At 64.6% G+C, this 16,264-nt stretch carries 14 protein-coding genes; 3 read left to right on the forward strand and 11 right to left on the reverse strand.

Translation table 11 applies throughout. The annotated features are described in order from the left end of the window. The 3 genes from WAO18_RS19440 to WAO18_RS19450 form a co-directional block, all read left to right on the forward strand. On the forward strand, positions 1-411 hold a 411-nt coding region (locus tag WAO18_RS19440), incomplete at its 5' end, for a hypothetical protein (RefSeq protein WP_422207867.1). Further along, the gene (locus tag WAO18_RS19445) at positions 404-1,288 is read left to right on the forward strand and encodes an NAD-dependent epimerase/dehydratase family protein (RefSeq protein WP_422207868.1); all 885 of its coding nucleotides are present in this window, start codon (positions 404-406) and stop codon (positions 1,286-1,288) included. The genes WAO18_RS19440 and WAO18_RS19445, both read left to right, overlap by 8 nt. Before the next feature lie 97 nt (positions 1,289-1,385). Further along, positions 1,386-2,942, forward strand: coding sequence for a DUF4832 domain-containing protein (locus WAO18_RS19450; RefSeq protein WP_422207869.1), 1,557 nt, complete (start codon positions 1,386-1,388; stop codon positions 2,940-2,942). 151 nt (positions 2,943-3,093) lie between these two features. Here WAO18_RS19450 and WAO18_RS19455 read toward each other — a convergent pair whose 3' ends face one another. From WAO18_RS19455 to WAO18_RS19505, 11 genes are all read right to left on the reverse strand, one after another. Continuing rightward, a complete protein-coding gene (locus tag WAO18_RS19455; protein ID WP_422207870.1) occupies positions 3,094-4,005 on the reverse strand; it encodes an SGNH hydrolase domain-containing protein in 912 nt (303 codons plus the stop codon). A gap of 318 nt (positions 4,006-4,323) precedes the next feature. Next, positions 4,324-5,472, reverse strand: coding sequence for an acyltransferase family protein (locus tag WAO18_RS19460; protein WP_422207871.1), 1,149 nt, complete (start codon positions 5,470-5,472; stop codon positions 4,324-4,326). 438 nt (positions 5,473-5,910) lie between these two features. Continuing rightward, positions 5,911-6,558 carry a DUF1361 domain-containing protein gene (locus tag WAO18_RS19465; protein WP_422207872.1) on the reverse strand — a complete coding sequence of 216 codons (648 nt, stop codon included), beginning with the start codon at positions 6,556-6,558 and terminating at the stop codon, positions 5,911-5,913. A 44-nt stretch (positions 6,559-6,602) separates the two neighbouring features. After that, entirely contained in the window at positions 6,603-7,637 is a 1,035-nt protein-coding gene (locus WAO18_RS19470; protein ID WP_422207873.1) for a methyltransferase domain-containing protein, read from the reverse strand. Between the two features lie 5 nt (positions 7,638-7,642). Next, positions 7,643-8,911 (reverse strand): lipopolysaccharide biosynthesis protein, encoded by a 1,269-nt coding sequence (locus tag WAO18_RS19475; protein ID WP_422207874.1) that lies wholly within the window; start codon positions 8,909-8,911, stop codon positions 7,643-7,645. A 106-nt stretch (positions 8,912-9,017) separates the two neighbouring features. After that, positions 9,018-10,274, reverse strand: coding sequence for a glycosyltransferase family 4 protein (locus tag WAO18_RS19480; protein WP_422207875.1), 1,257 nt, complete (start codon positions 10,272-10,274; stop codon positions 9,018-9,020). Then, positions 10,271-11,347, reverse strand: coding sequence for a glycosyltransferase family 4 protein (locus WAO18_RS19485; RefSeq protein WP_422207876.1), 1,077 nt, complete (start codon positions 11,345-11,347; stop codon positions 10,271-10,273). The genes WAO18_RS19480 and WAO18_RS19485 overlap by 4 nt, the downstream gene beginning before the upstream one ends. Before the next feature lie 32 nt (positions 11,348-11,379). Then, entirely contained in the window at positions 11,380-12,222 is an 843-nt protein-coding gene (locus WAO18_RS19490) for a polysaccharide deacetylase family protein (RefSeq protein WP_422207877.1), read from the reverse strand. After that, positions 12,219-13,145, reverse strand: a complete 927-nt coding sequence (locus WAO18_RS19495; protein ID WP_422207878.1) for a glycosyltransferase family 2 protein — start codon at positions 13,143-13,145, stop codon at positions 12,219-12,221. Before WAO18_RS19495 ends, WAO18_RS19490 begins: the two co-directional genes overlap by 4 nt. A 62-nt stretch (positions 13,146-13,207) precedes the next feature. Then, positions 13,208-15,751, reverse strand: a complete 2,544-nt coding sequence (locus WAO18_RS19500) for a hypothetical protein (RefSeq protein ID WP_422207879.1) — start codon at positions 15,749-15,751, stop codon at positions 13,208-13,210. Positions 15,752-15,797: 46 nt separating this feature from the next. Further along, the coding region (locus tag WAO18_RS19505; RefSeq protein ID WP_422207880.1) for a PPE family protein, SVP subgroup at positions 15,798-16,264 on the reverse strand (467 nt) is incomplete at its 5' end.

A 16,264-nucleotide genomic window follows, 5' to 3' on the forward strand; every position in this document is an offset into this window, starting at 1 on the left:
GGCCGAGTCACCGCGGGCCTGGGGTACCTGCCGTCCTGGCGGTCGCCGCAGATGCGGATCGACTTGGGCGCCCGGCACAAGGAGGCGTTGCCCGACATCGCGGTTCGGGTGGTGTCCGACCGGCACCCGGCCATGCTCGCCTCGGTGCTGCGCAGGCTGACCGCGCTCGGACCCAAGCTCGATCTCTACCCGGTGCTGCCGATGGTGCGGCTGTCCGGGCCGGGCAAGAGCTACCACTTCGGCTCGACGTTCCCGCACGGCAGCGGCTCGGATCTGCTCGGTCGCATCGGCGATTTCCGCAACGTCCACCTCATCGACGGCTCGGTGTTGCCGTCGGTGCCCTCGACCACGTTCACGCTCACGGTGATGGCGAATGCTCACCGCATCGTGTCAGCGAGTCGGCATGTCTGACCCGGGCGGCCGCGCCGTCGCGATCACCGGGGCCAACGGGTACGTGGGCAGCGCACTAAGCGCTGTGTTCGCCGCGTCGGGCTATCGCGTGATTGCGCTGCAGCGGTCGGCGTCCGCAGGCGGTGGGGCAACGGACTACTTGCCCTACTCTCTCGAGGATGGGCCCGCGGCGCCACTGCCCGACGACGTGATCGGGGTCGTGCACTGCGCCTACGACCTGCGCGCCCGCGAACGCGCCGAGATCGAACGAATCAACCTCGGCGGCACTGAAAAGCTCATTGGCGCCGTCGGCGACGTACCGATCGTTTTGATCTCTTCGATGTCCGCATACCCGGGCACGCAACAGATCTACGGCCGGACCAAGCTTGCCTGCGAAGACCTCGTCACCGCGCATGGTGGGACGTCGCTGCGGCTCGGCCTTGTTCACGGCGGCGACGGCGGCGGCATGATCGGCGCGTTGGGCAAGGTGGCCGCGCTCCCGCTCGTGCCGATGCTGCGTCCGGACTCCTACCAATACGCGGTGCACGCCGATGACATGGCGCGTTGTGTGGTCGCGACCGTCGAGCAACCTCCGCCTCACCGCGTAGTCGGTGTGGCCAACCCGCGCCGAGTGCCGTTCAGCGAGGTCATCCGCACGCTGCGGGCGGCCGCAACGCCCAAATCGCTACGGCCCGTTCCGGTTCCATCCGCACTGCTGTATCGCGGATTGCGCGCCGGCGAGGCCGCCGGCCTCCGGATCGGGTTCCGCGCCGACTCGCTACTCGGGCTCATGCATCCCGCACCGGACGTCCCACACGTCGACCACTGGGCAGAGCGGGGCATCACACTGCGGGACTTCGTGAAGGACGCCGGTGCGGCCGATGCGACACGATCTTGAACTCGATGAATTTCAGCGGCCGCGAGAAGCACAGCTAAGGATCGGCGTCGGCCGAAAGAAGCGCGCCGGCCAATTGGCAATCATTTCACTGGCTTTGGTGGTGGCCGCCGCCCTCACGTTGTCGATTGGCGAGTACCTGCACAAAACCGGCGCGGTCCCGGTTGCTCCACTGTCTGCGATTCAACCGGGAGGGGTTATACCGTTCTCGGCCAAAGATCTGGTCAACCCGAAACGCGGCGAGTACCAGGACCTCGACGTCCCCTTGTATCCGCAGTCGACTACCGACAGGTACCCGGCATGGCCAGGGACCGACGACGCCGGCACCCGGTTTCTCTGGTCACAAATCCAACCGACGAGCGCCAATTCCTACGACTTCACGCTGATCGACAACGCGATCGCTGCGGCACGCGTCCACAACCAGCGGTTCCATTTCCGCGTTATGTCCTTCGCGTCCATCGGCTACGGCGGCAATACCGTAATCGGGGTGCCCGCCTGGCTGCGCGCAACACCGCGGGCCACAACCGACTATCATTTCGGCGGCAAAACGTACGTCGTGCCGGACTGGAACGCCGATGCCTACCTGAGCGCTCTTGAGCATCTCATCGCGGCACTCGGCGCGCGCTATGACCACGACGAGCGGGTGGAATGGTTCGAGTTTTCCGGCTACGGCGACTGGTCGGAAAACCACATCGGTTTCATCGCAGAGAATTTGGGCGCGCCGGGGCCATCACCCGAAGACAGCATCGCCCAACTCGGCTACTACAGCCAATATCACGATCAGTCGATCACGAAGACATCCATCACCCGAATGGTGAACGCGACCCTTGCGGCCTTCCCGGACACGCAAATCATCGCTCTCGATGACAATCCCGAGATCACCCGACAGCTCCTGGCGGCTTCACCGACGCGACCCGTGGGAATACGTGCCGATTGTTTAGGTGTGTACCCACCGCCACAAGTTTGGGCCACCGACCCCAATTCCTGGTACGTGCGGAACGATGATCCGGTGATCGCCGCGTTGCGGGCGCGCTGGCGGAGCGCGCCGGTCGTCACCGAATGGTGCACCTGGCAACCCGACGGCGAGATCGCCTATTTTCAGCAGGCGATCAGAGATACCGTGAACTACCACGTTTCACTGGTGGCGAGCAACGTGATGCCCCCGTCCCCGGACACGTATGACATGTGGGCGCGCACCAACAAGTACGCCGGCTACCGCTACGCAGTGACCTCCGCGACCGTGCCCGCTAGCTCCCGTGCGGGCTCGGTGTTGCGGATCGCAGTGCGCTGGACCAACTTTGGTACCGCGCCCGCATACGACAATTGGCAAGTCAGCTACGAAGTCCGCAACGATGCGGACAATGTCGTCGCGATGGTGCAGTCAGGGCTATCGCTACGCGGCATCGCCGCCGAGCAAAACTACGCCGACAGTTCGCAGGACCCGGTCAGCGTAGCCAGTGATAGCACGTTGTGGCTCTCGACCGCCGGGCTAACGGCGGGCAAATATAAGATCTTCGCGAAAGTCGTTTGGAACGAGCACAAGTCGAACGCAATCAACGCCGTCGATTATGCGCCGATGACCCTTGCGCAGGCTGGCCGGGACGGTGGCGGTGGCTATCCGATCGGAAACTTCCAGCTAACGGATCGAGCTCAGTAGCCGTCCATAGACGACCGCGTCCGCGGCGATATACGCCGCCAGTGCGGGGGCGGTGCGCGACGGCTTCGACGAAGGATCCGGCGGCGCCTCTTGGACAACTCGTCCCTCGGCGGGCGTGGGGATTTACCAGCCCGCCGGAGGATGAGTGCTGTCAGGCTTGGCCCAACACGGGCTGCAATGCCTCACCCAGAGCACCGGTCAGATATTCCGCATATGCCTGGGTGAGGTGGGTAACGTCTTGGTAAACGACTTTGTCTGCGATCACCGGCTCGCACTGGTCACTGCAGATCCACGGCTTTGGGGATACGTACTGGGCTCCAGCGGCGGCGGCGGCGGCTTGTTCGTCGCCCTGCGTATACGGGTCAGTACTCGTCGCCGTCCCTGCCGGGCCAGCCTTCGCCCCGCCCTCGGTGGCCTCCGCCACCGGAGCACTGCAGTTCTGCACAGCATTGGTGTGAGCGGCGAGGCAGCGGGCGTCGTCGTTTTTCCAGCTCGGCACGTTCGCCAGCAACACCAAACGTGTTCCGGGCTGAGTGAGTTTTTGGAACATCGATACCCACGCGTCCCGCCATTGCGTCGACGATGGCCAGCTTCCATCGAGAAGCAGACCGCCGATGCTGGTGACGATTACTGCATCAGGGTGTAGATCCCGTATCGCTTGTGTCGCGCCGTCGTGGAACTTGTCACAGTCTGAATTGGGCGTGCGCGTCTGGTAGGAGATGTAGTGCAGATCCGGTGCCGGGCATCCGCCCTGGTTGAATACACGCAGTTTCCAGCCATGCTTTGCCGCAACCCCTTCGAGTGCTGCCGCCCAGGTATCCGCGTGGGAGTCGCCGTACATCACCATCAGCTTCTTCCCTTGCGGGTCGCCGAATGTGCATTCCCCAAAGTGGGACGATGGAACGGCGGGCTTCGGTTTGCAGTCGAAATCGTTCTGCGCCTCGGCCAAATCGCTCTTGGTTAACTGCGCCGCAACCGCAGCTGGCAGCGTTTTTATATCGCGGGCAGCTTTGACGGCGTCCAATACCTGCCCGGTCGTCGCGTAGGTATGTTGGGAAACCACGGGCCGCTCATCGTCCGGGCCCGTTGCGCCTTTGTCCACGTTCCCCGGCGCCGAACATGCGGCAACGCCAAGGGCCAGAGTCATGAGGATGGCCGCCGGACGCCGAATCGCATGTCGTATGGGCTGTGCCGATTTCAATAGCTCCACGAATCCTCCAACTTGCATTCCTGCGATGAACCAACCTCGCCGGCCGATTACTTAGATACCCAAGTTATGCTTAGAGCGGAGAATACATACTAAAAGGTCACTTAGTCAAGGAATCACGTACTCAGGGTCTCCATCGAAGTCGGGCCCTACGTGTGCCGGCCCACCGGACGTCTACCGGATGCTCGTGGTCAGCAAATTCCACGTTCCGTAATGGGTAGCGATCTGCCACTGCGCAGTTCCAACAGTGACGATGATGAGTACCGCACCGATGGCCAGTGTCAACTTGGTGCGCGTTGCCAGGGCACGGGAGTGCCGGACGGGATCCTCGATGAGTCGGTAGGTGATGGCTGTCGCGGCCAACGCCAGCAAGAGCAGGCCGGCGTTTTGTACCGCGCTGAGGTCGTGACCCAGGTATTCGGACGCGATGATGAGAAATGGCCAGTGCCATAAATACAGCGAGTACGACCGCGCGCCGATCCATTGCATGGGGCGGACGGCCAAAGCTCGGCCGACAAGTGTGTGCGGGTTGGCGCAACCCGCGGCGATGAGCAGCGCGGTGCTAACCACGGGCAGGGCGACGGCAGACCCCGGGTAGTGCGTCGACGAGTTCAGCACAAGCGCACTGACCACGATGCCGGCAATTCCGCAGAGACTTAGCAGTTCGATCAGCCAGGACGGCCGGCCGCGGGCCGCAACTGTTGCCAAAACCGCCACGAGGGCACCCAGCGCCAGTTCCCAGGCGCGAGTGAGGGGAGAGAAATACGCCCAGGTGGCGTTGGACTGGGTTTGGATGACTGACCATGCCAGGGAGGCACCGATGATGACTGGCAACGAGACGGCCAGGGCGTTCCGCTGTCGTGCACCTCTTACCAGAAGCGCCAAACCCAGGAAGAGGGCCGGCCACACGAGATAGAACTGTTCTTCTACGCCGAGTGACCACATGTGCTGCAGCGGCGAAGGTGGCAGTTTCGACCCGAGGTAGTCCGTACCGAGTAGGCCGAAATGAATATTCGCCGTGAACACTGCTGCCCATTTCGCGTCGCCGGCGATTTCGTTACCGGCGATGAATCCCAGCCGGTAATACGTCGCGAAAACTGTCGCCAGAATCACGAGCGTGGCCGCAGGCAGGATGCGTCTGACTCGTCGAGCGTAGAACCGAGATATGGAAATGCGTCCGGTTCTTGCCTTTTCGTGTACGAGAAGGTTGGTGATGAGGAATCCGGAGATGACGAAAAATACGTCGACACCGACAAACCCTCCGGTGAACGGAGCGTGGAAGCCGTGATAGAGCAACACCAAGCCAACAGCAATAGCGCGCATGCCCTCAATGTCAGGCCGAAATTTGTCGCTGACAGCCCGGCTCTGGTGATCTGCGATGGCCGGTGGTCTCGGGCGAGATCGAGGGAGTAGAGCGAGCTGATGTTCGGTTGCTCCCGTGGGCTCTGCCGGCTCCAGCGCCGACACGCCGTCTTCCACTTCGGTTGAGTTTGAGGATGAAACGCTGCTCATCTTTCGGCTGCCTATCTGTCATGTGAAGTGCTGCGCGACTCTCAGCCTGAGCGAGAAGACGTCGAGCGCGACCGTCGCACATACCGACGATGCACCCTGGATGGCCGAGAACATACCACTAGTCATCTGTTAGGCCACTTTACCTGAATTCTGTCCTCCAAGAAGAGTGAAAACATCTATCTGAACGGAGTAACACAGGTACAGCAGACTCCGGGCACGAAGAAGCGTCTTTCGCGGTGCCGAGCTGCACTACGAGCGCGGGGGCTCAGGGGAGGGCCAAAGGGACCAAAGCGTGAGGTATGCCAGCGCGAAGAAGGCCCCAACTGCGAGCGCCACGCTGGTCGGTTGCACGTAGGCCAATGGCGAACGCGCCCAATCGAGTGTCGTCGCCGCAACCGCGTCCGGCTTGGTCAGCAAATCCCAGGAGTTCCACCGCTGGAAGCGCCCGATCACCACTCCGATCGCGCACAAGCCGACCGAGACGGCCACCGCGATCCATCCCGTCGGCGCGCCGAACTCCCGTGTGATTCTTCGATGCACCAGATGCATCGACACCACCCCAAGCAACATTCCATTCCACGCCGCGACGCCGTATTGCATGACGTGCCGCCACAATTCAGCGTCGCTGCCCAGGTGCACGAGGTCGGTCAGCAGATACGGGGCGTTGGGCAGGAACGCCAGCCAACCCAGCCCCAGCGGGATCAACCAGATCCGCCGGCGTACTACGCCGAAACCGGCCGCAAAGAACACCGGAATCCACGCCAGCACCAGATTCCACACGAAGAACCGGGTCGGGTAGCTCAGCGGCGGCGCCGGATCGGTGACACCGAGCGCCAGCGTCAGCCCGGCGGTAGCCACCAGCGATAAGACCAGGACCGCACGGCGTGAATCGGTCATGAGTGCAGTTTGCCAGCCGTGCACAGCCGATCCGGAAGCTGACGTCAGGCGGACTCGGGGATCGCTATTCGGAGATGAGCCTGGTCAGGTGACGGCCGGTTGGGCTGCCGATGCCGTGTGTTTTGCTCGTCATAGAACGCGACGATGTCTTTCGGGGAAATCGGTACGGGGCTCTTGCGCCCGTAGAAATACACCGCGCTGGCCGCGTCGGCGGTGTCGCGGGGGCCAGACCAGCGGTCGAGGAAGCGCAGCCAGAAAAAGGCCAGTTGCGCGAGCGTGCCGAGCGGGCCGCTGCCGGTGATCGCGCGTGCCAGATAGCGCACCGACCAGAGCGTGGCGAGACCCGCACCGCCGCTGTTGCCGGCGTCGATCAGCGCGAAGTGGCGGAACAGCCAGCGATGCCCGCTCAGGGTGAAGCGGGTGAAGTCGTAGGCGCCCTCATGCACCTGCTGCATGAACGGCGTGTCGGCGAACACCAGCCCGTCCGGCCGCAGCACGCGGTGGATTTCGGCCACCACCTGCTGCGGGTCCAGCACATGCTCCAGCACGGCCTGTATCCACACCCCATCCACCGACTCGTCGGCGAAGGGCAGCCGATGCCCGTCGGCGATCAGGGTCAAATGCGGTGAATGGTAGATGTCGGTGCCAACCACCTGCACCTCGGGGTCGTCGTACAGCGCTTGGACACCACTACCGACCGCGCCGCCGCCGATCACCAGCAGTCGACTCGGCCGCGCCAAAGTTTTGAAGTCGGCAAGGATTTGGCTGACCTTGGCTTCCGCCACGCGGTTGTAGCCGAAGATGACTCGCGACACCGTGCGTTCCAGGGTTCCGCGACTGCGCTCCTCATAGGACAAGCCGGCGCAGGACGAGCCGGCGTTGGCCAGCAGCTCGGCGCGGTCGATGATGCTTTGGTCGAAGTCGATCAGCGCGGGCTGCTCTGCCACCATCGGAAACGTCTGGTGGGCAAGGCCGCAGGACGGCTGGGCGCACTGCAAGCCGGCGGCGCCGTCGCGCAGCGGGCCACGGCAGCGCGGGCACGTCAAGATGTCGCGAATGTCCGAAAGCGTAATCAACATCGCCGCTACCAGTCCCCTTTATCGTTGCCAGTCAATTGCATGGGCGAGGATCTGCGGACCGGCAGTTCGATCCGGCCCCGGTAAGCCCGCAGCACCAACCTCCCGAACACCACGGTCTCCAGCGCCACGGCGAGCAGCCAGCCTTGGCCGAGGCCGGTCAGCCCGTGGAGGTGGGCGCCGACCGACGCCGCCGCGAGCTCGCAGACCGTCAGGCCCCACACCCACACCGCTTCGCGGCCGACGCGGCCGGCGACCCGTGCGATCGTGACGTGGTGGTCCTTCACGATCACCCCGAAACCCGCCAAACAGAGCAGGACGAGGGTGGTGTGGCCGTTGTCGGCGTATGCGCTGCCGAAGACGTGCAGCACCATGCCGCCCAGTGGAAGCAGCACCAGGTTTGCCGCAAGGCAGGCCGCCAGGGAGTAGCGCAGGGTGAACCGCAACTCCATCAGGAACGTGCCGGTCTCCCGCGCGCCCGAGGCGAACAGGGCGGTCGAGAGCGCGAGCGGCAGCAAGAACACGAGCCCGGCGACCGACCACGTGGCATACAGGTAGCCGGCTTGTTCGGAGCCAAGTGTGGTATTCGCGACGATCGGCATCGAAAAATAAGGCACCAGGAGCGCCAGGTTGAGCGCATGGTGCTTAGCGGCGACGAAATGCAGGCCCTTCAAAGCTGAGCGGGTGGGCAACATCTCGCGCAGAGTGACCTTGCGCTTGCGTGCCAGCCAGATCGTCATCGTCACTACCGAGACGACGTTGGCCAAGAACCAGCTGGCGTAAATGCTCAGCGAGCCGTGCTGGGAGAGCGTGAGCGCGAACGCGATCAGCAGTACGAGCTTGACGACCGCCAAGGTGCCGTTGCGCCAGAGCTGCGGTCCGCCGCCCGCGATGCCGAGCAGTGCAGAATCGAGCATCATGGCGACGCCTTGGACCGCGACACCGGCGGCGAAAAGCAGTGTGGCGCTGACGTCGTGGCCGATGCCGGGCAGGCCGAGGAACTCCTGGGGCAGCACCATCGCGCAGATCAGGGCCAGACCGCCGCCGAAGATGCCGCTGAAAACCGCGGCGGTGGAGACCAACTCGGTGCGGCGCGTGGACATCGTCGGCAGCTCGGCAAGCAGCAGGGTGCCGAATCCGAGGGTGGTGAGCGGTGCGATGAGGTTCATCGCCGCGATGGCAGTGGCGGCCTGACCGACGTTCGAGGGCGGGAAGAAGCGAGCCGAGACCGCCCAGTAGATGAAGCCAAGCGCCGAGGTCAAAAACGACGTGGACACCAGCGCGAGCGCGGTGCGGACCAGGAAGCCGCGCTAGCGCCGGCGGTCGGGCACGACGCCGGGGACGGCCTCTGTCTCACAAGACTTTTCGGCCAGGCGAGGCTGCTCAACCACCACTATTCGCCCCGGCCGTAGTCTGCGCGATGGCCGTGACATACATGCGCTCGATTCGTTCGACAACCGCGCTGACGGTGAATTCGCGTGCGCGGTTTCGTCCCGCGACGCCGAAGGCACGGCCGAGGTCTGGATCGCTCAGTACCGAGGCAATGGCCCGGGCCAGCGCCGTCACATCCCCGGGCGGGACCAAGGCCCCGGTGACCCCGTCGACGACCATGTCGACGATGCCGCCCGAGGCGGCGGCCACCACGGGCCGGCCCGCCGCCATCGCCTCGAGCACGACGGTCGGGCAGGGGTCCGACCACACCGACGGGACCACGACGGCGCGCGCGGACCGGAACAGTCCGAGCACCTGGTCATGTGGCAACTCGCCAAGCCACTGAACACCTTTCGGAAGCTCCCACTCGACGCCCGGCTGCGAGCGACCGGCAAGCACCAGCGGCGGCGGATCCTCGAGCAGGCGGTAGGCCTTCAACAACGTCGGGACCCCTTTGTCCGCGCCGAGGTCGCCGACGAACAGCAGCGGGGCGTCGGGAGCCGTCGGTGGAATCTTGTCGAGGACGATGTCATCGGGGATGAAATTCGGAATGACCTCCGCGCTCAGGCCGGCACCCTTCAGCCAGCCGGTGCTGTCCTCCAGGGTGACTGCGCCGGCAACCGCACTACTGACGGCCGCGAAATGGGAAACGCGGCCGGCTCTGCGCCGCGCGGACAGCGCGTTCGTCGCGACAATGATCGGGCCGGTGAGAACGCCGTAATGCGATGTCGCACAAGACAGGCAACGGGCCGGAGCCGGCCCCGCGCACTGGCGCCTCCCGTGTTCCATGTATCGCTTGGTCGCGCAGATATGGCTGTAGTCGTGCAGCGTCTGCACCAGCGGCACCCGAGCGCGCGCGGCGGGCCCGAGGGCACTGTTGACGATCCAGTTGTGTGCGTGCACCACATCGAAACGGTTGCGCGAGAGTTCGTTTCGGATCGCCCGGCTAACCAGCGGGTCAGGCAGCGGCAGCGCATTCGGGCGCTTCGGATCGCTGTAGATGAAGGGCAGCCGAGAGGCGCCGGTGGAGACCCGGACAATGCGCACGCCCTCCGCGGTACTCTCGGCCGGCTGCTGGGAATCCGTCGCGAAGCCCAGCAGGGTCACTTCGTGCGCCCTCGCGGCCAGCGCCCTGGCCAGCGTCCAGACGTGCCGTTCCTCACCACCGAGCATCGGCGGCAGGAACTGCGCGAGAAGAAGGATTTTCATCCCGTCACCTCCAGGTAAAGCCGGTGCAACTCTTCGGTGCAGTCGTCCCAGGTCGGGATGGCCGGCGGCGTTGCCGGTGGTGCCGCCGCGATCGCCAGCACGGTGGCGGCGACTTGCTCGGGCGTCGCCTTGAGGGCAATCGTGGTGGCGAGCCCGGCGCGTCCAAGCTCGGAAAGCCCGGAGGTGTCCGCCACCAGCGCCCTGGTACCAGCCCCGACCGCTTCCATGACGGCGACCGGGTGGGCTTCGTACTCGCTGAGCAGACAGAACACGTCGGCGTCAGCGACGAGTCTGCCCAGTGAGGCGCGTCGTTCGGGGCCGAAGCCACGCACAGAGACCCGGTCGGCGACACCGAGTTGGCTGGCTATCGCTCGGAGCGGCTGTTCGTAAGGCCCGCTTCCCGCGAGTACCAGCCGTGCATTGGGCTCCTTTGCCAGGATCGCCGGCAAAGCCTGCAGGATGCGGTGGTGGCCTTTGTAACGCTCGAGCCGGCCGACCGAAACCAGCAGCGGGCTGCCCTCTGCCTTTTCCGCAGCGGGGTCGACGGGCAGCGGCTCACATCCGTTGCGAATCAACCGGATTGATTCGTCGCCGACACCAAGGACCGGCGCGAAAATCTGGCGCTCGTACTCGCACACGGCGACCAGCGCCGCAGTGGACCGAAGCAACGGTGCGAGCAGCCGCCACTGCAGCGGGCGTAGTTTCCCGCGTAGGCCCGACGAGTGACCTCCGGTGTGGAACGTCAGCACACATGGGACACCGGATCGCCGCGCTGCCATCATCGCGGTGGGCGCAACCAAGTTGTGCACACCCTGTACATGGATGAGGTCGTAGTCGTCGGCCTCCAGCAAATGCCGCGCCAATCCGGGAGCCAGGAAGTAGTCGCGCGAGCGGGGATAGGCGCGCCACCGGCGGACGCGGTAGCCGGGAAGGCTTTCCTGCGTTGGCAATTCGCCAGATGGGTCGGTCGTCAGCACTGTCACGTCGATGCCCGCGGCGCCGAGCCGGGTGCTTACCTCGTGGACGTGGGTTTCGATGCCACCCATCCGGGGCAGGGCGCTCGCAGTCACCATGGCCACTCGAAGTGGGCGTTTGTGGCTAGGGATCATTTGGCACCTCCGGGGTATGCGAACTCTCTTGGCGAAGTTCGCAGTACAGATCTCGATCGCCGGACGACTGCCCATCCGGCAGTGAGCGCGCGAGTGCGACCGTAGTGAAGGGGTATCTGCTTTCCATTCACAGTCAAATCGAATGTGGCCGATGAGGTGGATCGTCGGATGGTGAGGCGGGGCACCCGGAAAGGGTCACATGTTGTTGCGGCTGTTGCGTTTGCAACGGTGGCCGCCTGCAGGTAGCCGATTTCGTGCGCAACGGTCCGCACGCGCTTGCTGGAGTAACCGTACGGGTAGGCGAGGCTGCAAACCGGTTGGCCGAGGCGATCTTCCAACAATCGTTTGGAGTCGCCGAGCTCGGCGTGTAACCGTGCTGTGGAGATTTGGTCAAGCTGGGGATGACCGTGAGTGTGCGCGGCCACCTCGATGCCGGCGGCGGATAGCTCCGCGAGCTGTTCCCACGACAGCATGCGGCCGGGTGCTGCCGCAGCCGTATACCGTCTCGCGTCACGCAACCATCCCGTCGTGACGAATACCGTCGCCGGGAAGCCGTGCTGGATCAGTTTCGGCAGCGCTTCTTCAAGCAAATCCGCGTAGCCATCGTCGAATGTGAGCACGATCGGGCGCGTAGGAAACGGCTGTCCCGTTCGGCGACGTTCGGCTAATTCGCCAAAAGTCAGCCCGGTGAATCCTTGGCGCCGTAGGGAACAAAGCTGTGCGCCGAACATCCCGGGGCGAACGGACAGTGCTCGCGTCGAGGCGGTCGGAGCATCGCTCACGGAGTGATACATCAGGACCGGCACGGGGGCGTCAACTGCCGCGGGTTCGATGTTCATTGCGCATCGCCGCTGCCGCGATGAAAGACCTGCCGGATCGAACCAAGTAGGTATCCCATTGCCGTGCAAACCAATCCAGCGACGATCGCGGCCGCGGGCATCAGTGCCGCCCAGTCACCTCGAGCGGCGCGGCGCACACCACGAAGCACCCCGGCGGGCAGCGTCACAGCTGTGTACCGTCCCTCGGTTGCCAGACCAGCTCGCACCCCGACGCTCGTGGTCACCAATGCCTTCGACAGGCCCTCGGTAAAGCAACGCGAGCAGAAGTAGGAGAACTTCTGCCGGGCCTCGGGTATGCGGTGCGTGATCACCGCCCGGTCGTCGTAAACGAAAACCCTTCGGGGCCAGGCCTTGCTGGCGCGGATACAGAATTCGGTTGCCTCTCCTGACAGCGGCCGGCGGTCATGAGCCGACCGCGCGATTTGAGGTGGGAATCCGCCTTTCGCGAATACGTCGCGGCGGAACGAATCGTTGCCGCCGTGTAAGTTGCGCACGATTCCCGGCTTCCGTCCGGTATAGGCGCAACCGATTACCCAGTCGAATTCGGGAGGCCACCACCGGGGGCGGTTCGTGGCCCACCCCGGTGTCGTGCGCCCGCCGACACCCATCACCTCGGGATCGGCGTAGTGCGCGGTCAATGCGGCCAGCCAGCCTGGTTGCGCGACCGCGTCATCGTCGAGGAATGCCATGATGTCGCCGGTCGCCAGGGCGACACCGGTGTTCCTGGCGCCCGACGACCCTTGCTCGCTGGTGTTGGCCACCACCCGCACGCCAGGGAGCGCCTCGGCGAGCCGCGCCAGCAGTTCCGGGTTGTGGTCGACGACCAGAATGACTTCGCGTGGCGGGGGTTGCTGTGTCTGCGCCGAGACAACGGCATGCATCGTGTCGTCCCACCGCTGGGCGGTGTAAGCGCAAATTATCACGGAGCAAACGTCGTTCCGGCAACGCACATCGTCGCGTGTTTCCGTGGTCCGCGTGACCGTCATCATGACCACGTCCCTCCTTTCACGGGTTCGCTTTGGATCAGGCGGTCGAGTATCTGTCCGTCTAGCAACGCGTTTGGTTTCTCAGCCGACACGTGCACGGCCGATGGATCGTTGAGGATCGACTGAACGTCGGTAACGTCCGTGGGATAAGCGTCGAGTATTGACCCCGTGATTGCGGCGGCGACCGGGATGGCAATGACGGCGCAGGCGATAATCCATCTCCAGCGGAGTTGCGCGGCAACGTTTTTGAGCAGGGACGTGAACCACCGTCGGTAAACGAGCAGCACGACGAGCGCCGCTGATAGGAACACCGCCGGTCCAAGCCACACGCGTGCCAGAAGCAGCATCACCGACGTGAGGCACAGCGCGCTGAGCCCGACGGCGTACGTCAGGCTCGGCCCGGCGGCACCGTGCAGCGATTTCACCTTGTCGATGATGAAACTGCCCGCCCGGGAACGCATTACCGCGACCAGTGCAAGTCCTGCAAGAAGACCCATCAGAAGCTGTCTGGGAATGTCTACGGGGTGGGCGTCCTCGTACCATTTGGCCGGCAAGGCCTTCACGCCCAGCCCGCTGGTGTCGTATATGGCGATCGGGCCGTGCCGGTAAACCGCATGGAGCCCGTCGGCGTTGTCGAACTTGGTTAGTTCAGCACGGGTGAGTCGCTGCGGCCCCGATGTCTCGCCCTTGTAAAAGTAGTTGCCGAGATGTGGTAACTCGTTGGCGAACCGGCGATCGACATACAGGTACTGAAGGTGCAGACGGCGCACGGCTTGTGACTCCCGATTGCCCCACTTGTCGGCGAAATAGATTTCCGGCGTGAAGTACTGACCGCCTTGCATGACAGGCCACGAGCCGGCTTCACTCGACAGCAGGACCGAACTCACCCGGTCCGCGGCGATCCTGCTCCCGACCGGGAGACCGTCAACTGCCCAACGGGCTGCTGCCAGCGTCTCGGCATCCATGGATCGACCATCGGCAGAAACGAGATACTGGCCGGGCAACCGAGCCCAGTCGGGTCCGCTGCCCATCAGGTGACCGCCGACGAAGACACCCGTGGCAAGCAGTACTACCAGGCGACGCAAAAGCTTGCGTTGGTTTCGCTGTGCATCATTCGACTGCGGGAGGCCGCGAGACCAGCGGACTGCACCATCGGCGACGAGCACGGCGAGCGGGAGATACAGGAAAGTTAGGACGCGGTCACCCAGCGCGCCCCAACTCGGCATAACCCGCGCGGCGAACAGCACCGGGACTGTCGCCGCCATCAGCACCAGCAGTAGTGCGGGTTCCCACCGCTGGGAGTCGGACGCTGGCGGCCGTTTGAGGATGGAGAAGCATGCGGTCAGCCCGATCGGAAGGCGAGGCACAGTTCGGGCCTTCTGAGGCTTGCGGGTCGGCTCACGGCCGGCTCGCGACCGCCGTCGCCGCAGTATCGATCGTGCCGAGATCAGCATCACCGATGACACGACGGCAGTGATAGCTACGGCGTAGTAGAGCATCAACATCCGCTCCCAGATCGGCTCCACTTCGCCCGCCTCGTCATGGAACGGAGTGCGGTGCAACCCGCCGGCCACCTGGGTGGCCATGTCATCGGCGATCGGACCCAGATACGCCTGAAGCAGCGACCACTGAACCATCGCCCACAACGTGGTGGTGACCGTCGCGACAAGCGCGCCATAGAAGACCCGTCGCCTCGCGGGCGTTCCGGGCTGTGCAACCGCCCAGACAGCCAGGAAGGCCGCGGTGAGGAAGCTGGTGACGTGATGGGTCACGGCGACGGCAAGCAGACAAACGGTGGCGCCGAAGTACAGCGGAAACGGTTTGTTAGCCCAACGCGCGCGGGCAATGAACGCGACAGCGGCCAGCGCCAACGGTAACGCCAGCGTCTGATATGCGAACTGCGAGTTGAAAAAAATGAACTGCGCCGATACCGAGTAAGCAGCGACGGCCAGCCCACCTGCGCGAGGGCTCCCGGTCAGGTGTTCGACGGCATCGCAGAGCGCCAGTACCAGTGCAACCCGCGCTGCGAGCACGGTGGCCACCGCTGCGACCATCACCGGAAGGCCGAGCTGATGGAACAGGGTGGTCACTGCCTCGAGACCGGGGTAACGAGCGCTGACTGCGAGCTGGGGGTGTGGCTGAAATAGGCTGTGCGACAACAGAATATCGCGTAACGTGCGCAGGTGAAGTTGCTCGTCCAAACCGGTGAACAGCAGTGGGTCTGATACCCGCCACTGGATGGTCGTCACCACCCCAAGACACACCACCGCGGCATTGCGCGCCGCCCGCGACAGCTGCACATCGGTGAGCACGCGTAGCGCACTCGCGAAGGTGATCCCGATCGCCGCCGCCGACACCACCGGAGCGAACTCGGTGACACCGTGCCGGGCCAGGTACATCGCAAGAACCTGGACGATCAGCGCGGCCGTCTGCCAGAGCAGGAGAATCCACACGACGCCGAACGGATTCGCGGGCGGCTTGGGATCGTCGGGTTCAACGGGCGCGGCGCGCCAGGGCGTGCCGGCCACGTCAAGAAGGCTCACCATTAAGCAGTCACCTCACGCGGGCGTCGCCTTCGGCGGCTGCTGGTCATACTTTGGCCGGATCGTGTCCGTTGGTCGGCAGGTATACGATCGCCGGCCGGTAGCCGGGCGGCGCGTGTCCGTTTCCGTTCGTCGGGTATCCGTTCGTGGGCACCGGATATCCGTTGGTGGATGGAGCAGCCGATTCGGCCGCGTATCCAGCCTCGGGCGAGCGCGCCACCACCTTGAGGCGTGACGCATATTTGGAAGCAGCCGCACCGCCCGCGCCGGCCGCGGCGCCGATAGCTGCGGCCTTCGGCAACCCGCCGAATGCGAATGGGAAACCCAATCCGGCGGCGCTGAGGTCGCCGCCCGGGGCCGCCAACGGCACGCCCGCCGGAAACGGCATCTGCGGCACAGGGGGTGCGGCCGCCCACAACCAATTCGGTGGCACGGACAACCCGCCCAACGAAGGCGCGTCGCCCGTGCTGCCCCAGGCTCCGGAGTCCCCGGCGAACCCTCCACCGCCGGCCC

It is taken from the genome of Mycobacterium sp. (genome assembly GCF_049278535.1).
Classification (GTDB): Bacteria; Actinomycetota; Actinomycetes; order Mycobacteriales; family Mycobacteriaceae; genus Mycobacterium.